Source organism: Streptomyces sp. NPDC006544 (genome assembly GCF_040611715.1).
Classification (GTDB): domain Bacteria; phylum Actinomycetota; class Actinomycetes; order Streptomycetales; family Streptomycetaceae; genus Streptomyces.
On sequence record NZ_JBEXOV010000192.1, the window covers coordinates 1 to 4,137 of the forward strand.

3 protein-coding genes are annotated in these 4,137 nt (G+C 71.4%); all 3 read left to right on the forward strand.

Annotated elements, in window-relative coordinates; all coding sequences use genetic code 11:
- Window positions 1-2,971 (forward strand): Rne/Rng family ribonuclease (locus ABZY44_RS37310; protein ID WP_356661945.1); only part of this gene is annotated, 2,971 nt, incomplete at its 5' end.
- A 384-nt stretch (window positions 2,972-3,355) separates the two neighbouring features.
- A complete protein-coding gene (gene rplU / locus ABZY44_RS37315) occupies window positions 3,356-3,676 on the forward strand; it encodes a 50S ribosomal protein L21 (protein ID WP_112446572.1) in 321 nt (106 codons plus the stop codon).
- Window positions 3,677-3,689: 13 nt separating this feature from the next.
- A complete protein-coding gene (rpmA, locus tag ABZY44_RS37320) occupies window positions 3,690-3,944 on the forward strand; it encodes a 50S ribosomal protein L27 (RefSeq protein WP_030013081.1) in 255 nt (84 codons plus the stop codon).
- Window positions 3,945-4,137: the final 193 nt, after the last annotated feature.

Genomic DNA, 4,137 nt, shown 5'->3' on the forward strand with positions numbered 1-4,137 from the left:
CCTCACGGGCGACATGACGGACGCCAAGGTCAACCAGGCGCTGCGCGCGGGCGGTGCCAAGGCCCCCGACCTGGTCGCCTCCTTCACCACCGACACCGCCCCGGCTCCGGCCGCCGCGCCGTCCGCTCCGGTCTCGCTGGCCGACGTGGAACTCATCGAGGACGAGGCCGAGGCCGCCGAGCTCGACGGGTCCGCCGAGGAGGACTTCGACGAGTCGGGCGACCGCCCGTCCCGCCGTCGCCGCCGCGGTGGCCGCCGTCGCCGCCGCGGTGAGGCCGCCGACCTCGACGAGTCCGCCGAGGAAGAGGCCGAGGCCGAGGAGGCCGGCGAGGAGGACGACTCCGCCGAAGAGGACGACGAGGACAACGGGGCCCTCGGCTCCAGCTCCAGCCGTCGCCGCCGTCGCCGTCGGCGCCGCAGCGGTGACGGCGGTACGGACGCCGACGCGGGCGACGAGGACGGCGTGCGCACCGTCGTGAAGGTCCGCGAGCCGCGCCCGGCCCGCGAGCGTTCCGAGGCCTCCCCCGCCTCCGGCTCCACCTCCTCCGACGAGGTCCAGTCCATCAAGGGCTCGACGCGTCTGGAAGCGAAGAAGCAGCGCCGCCGCGAGGGCCGCGAGCAGGGCCGCCGCCGCGTCCCGATCATCACCGAGGCCGAGTTCCTGGCCCGCCGTGAGGCCGTCGAGCGCGTGATGGTCGTCCGCCAGTCGGGCGAGCGCACCCAGATCGGCGTCCTCGAGGACGACGTGCTCGTCGAGCACTACGTCAACAAGGAAGAAGCCACCTCGTACGTCGGCAACGTCTACCTGGGCAAGGTCCAGAACGTGCTGCCGTCGATGGAGGCCGCCTTCATCGACATCGGCAAGGGCCGCAACGCCGTCCTGTACGCCGGTGAGGTCAACTTCGAGGCGCTCGGCATGGCCCACGGGCCGCGCCGCATCGAGGCCGCCCTCAAGTCCGGCCAGTCGGTCCTGGTGCAGGTCACCAAGGACCCGATCGGCCACAAGGGTGCCCGTCTGACCAGCCAGGTCTCGCTGCCCGGCCGCTACCTCGTCTACGTGCCCGAGGGCTCGATGACCGGTATCAGCCGCAAGCTGCCCGACACCGAGCGCGCGCGTCTGAAGACCATCCTCAAGAAGATCGTCCCCGAGGACGCGGGCGTCATCGTGCGCACCGCCGCCGAGGGTGCGAGCGAGGACGAGCTGCGCCGCGACGTCGAGCGTCTGCAGGCCCAGTGGGAGGACATCCAGAAGAAGTCGAACCAGATCACGACCTCTTCGCCGAGCCTGCTGTACGGCGAGCCGGACATGACCGTCCGCGTGGTGCGCGACATCTTCAACGAGGACTTCTCGAAGGTCATCGTCAGCGGTGACCAGGCGTGGGAGACCATCCACGGGTACGTGTCCCACGTGGCCCCGGACCTGGCCGACCGGCTGTCCCGCTGGACCTCCGAGGTGGACGTCTTCGCGACGTACCGGATCGACGAGCAGCTCTCCAAGGCGCTCGACCGCAAGGTGTGGCTGCCCTCGGGCGGCTCGCTTGTGATCGACAAGACCGAGGCGATGATCGTCATCGACGTCAACACCGGCAAGTTCACCGGTCAGGGCGGCAACCTCGAGGAGACCGTCACCAGGAACAACCTGGAGGCGGCCGAGGAGATCGTGCGCCAGCTGCGGCTGCGCGACCTCGGCGGCATCGTCGTCATCGACTTCATCGACATGGTCCTGGAGTCCAACCGCGACCTGGTCCTGCGGCGCATGCTGGAGTGCCTGGGCCGCGACCGGACCAAGCACCAGGTCGCCGAGGTGACCTCGCTGGGCCTGGTCCAGATGACCCGCAAGCGGGTGGGCCAGGGTCTGCTGGAGTCCTTCTCCGAGACCTGCGTCCACTGCAACGGCCGCGGCGTGATCGTGCACATGGAGATCCCGACCGCGATCGGTGGCGGTGGCGGTGGCAAGCGCGCCAAGCGCCGCGGTGGCCGCGGCGGTGAGCACGAGCACGACATCGAGGTCTCGGAGTCCGTCGAGAGCGACCTCTACGAGGTCGAGACCGAGGCGGAGGTGGCTGCCGAGGCCGCCGTCCCCGTCGCGCTGCCCGAGCCCTCCTTCGTCGCCGACGTGGAGCTGTACCGCAGCCCGGCCGCGGCCGCGGCCGCAGCCGGTGTGAGCGGCCGCCGCAACCGCCGTCGCGCCACCCGCAAGGCGACCGCTCCGGCGGGCGCCCCGCGCGGTGCGGCCGCCGCTGCTCCGGCCCCCGTGGCCGAGCCGGTGACGGAGGCCGAGATCGAGGTCGTCGAGGTCGTCGAGCCCGAGGACGTCGCCCGGGCCGCCGAGGTGGTCGAGGTGGCCGAGGTCGTGGAGACCCCGGCAGCCGTGGCCGAGCCGGTCGCGGAGGAGGCCCCCAAGGGCCGCACCCGCCGCCGTGCCACCCGCAAGGCGACCGCTTCGGCGGGCGCCCCCGCGGAGGCCGCCCAGGCCCCGGAGCCGGTCACCCCGGCCGCGCCGGAGCCCGAGCCCGCGCCCGTCGTGGTGGAGACCCCGGCGGTGGCCGAGCCCGTCGCCGAGCCCGTGGCCGAGGCCGCGCCGGCCCGTCCGCGGCGCCGTGCCACCCGCAAGGCCACCGCACCCGCCGGTTCCCCGGTGGGCGCGGAGTCGGCCGTGGTGATCGTCGAGACGCCGGTGGAGACCCCGGCCCCGGCGACGGCCGCCGAGCCCGAGCCCGTCGTCGAGGAGGAGGCCCCCGCGGCTCCCGCCAAGAAGGCGGTCCGTAAGACGGCCGCCAAGAAGACGGCCACGACCACGGCGAAGAAGGCCCCGGCCAAGAAGGCGGCGGCCGCCAAGAAGACCGTCGCCAAGAAGGCGGCGACGGCCAAGACGGCCGCGAAGAAGACCGTGGCGAAGCGGGCGACGAAGAAGACCGCGGCGGCGGAGCAGCAGACGCCGCCCTCCGTCTCGGCTCCGACCGAGGCCTGATCCGCGGATCGCGCTCCAAGAAGCCCCGCCCGGCACCGCACGCGGTGCCGGGCGGGGCTTCTTCCGTGACGCCGGGGGACGGGGCGCCGCGGGCGGCCGGAGCCCGTGGAGACGGCCCGTCACGGGGAAGTCTTGCGTCCCGGAGCGCCTCGCCGACACGGGTGCCGTCCGGCAAACGGAACCTCGTGCCAGGGGCGCGACCGCCAGTTTGACCCCTCCGACCGAGGCCCGTAACCTAGGTCGCTGGCGTGTCTATGCATACGCCATCCACTGAGCACCTCACCTCCCGTACCGCCTCGCGGCGCGGGGGAGGCCGGTCTGCGGGTTCCCGCGGTGGCCGGCTGGCTTCAGGGGTTCCCGAACTCGAGTGAGAGAGAGATCCGCGTGTACGCCATCGTGCGCAGCGGTGGTCGCCAGCACAAGGTTGCTGTCGGCGACATCGTTGAAGTTGACAAGATTCCCACCGCCAAGGTTGGCGACACGGTCGAGCTCTCGACCCTGCTCGTTGTCGACGGCGAAGCTGTGACCAGCGACCCGTGGGTCCTGGCCGGCGTCAAGGTCACGGCTGAGATCGTGGACCACCACAAGGGCGTCAAGATCGACATCCTTCGGTACAAGAACAAGACCGGCTACCGCCGTCGCCAGGGTCACCGCCAGCAGTACACGGCGATCAAGGTCACCGGTATCCCCGCGGCTGCGAAGTAAGAGGGACTGAGACATGGCACACAAGAAGGGCGCATCGTCCACCCGGAACGGGCGCGATTCCAACGCTCAGCGGCTCGGCGTGAAGCGCTTCGGCGGTCAGGTCGTTTCCGCTGGTGAGATCCTCGTCCGCCAGCGCGGCACCCACTTCCACCCGGGTTCGGGTGTCGGTCGTGGTGGCGACGACACGCTGTTCGCGCTGCAGGCCGGTTCGGTCGAGTTCGGCACGCACCGTGGCCGCAAGGTCGTCAACATCGTTCCGGCCGCCTGATCCCAGCTTCGGCTGAATCGGCAGTTCGAAACATCCCGAGGGCGGATCTCAGCTCTTCCCGGCGCGAGCCGGGAAGAGAGGTCCGCCCTCGGCGCGTTGTCACACATAGACACGTTTCATGGCAGCAAGGCCTGCCCCCGGGCTTTCCGGGATATTCCCGCTGTATCTGGAGGAACAACCATGACCACCTTCG

Excerpts from the sequence above, each read along its gene's own strand:
- rpmA (WP_030013081.1), top strand. The coding sequence starts at position 3,690 with ATGGCACACAAGAAGGGCGCATCGTCCACCCGGAACGGGCGCGATTCC.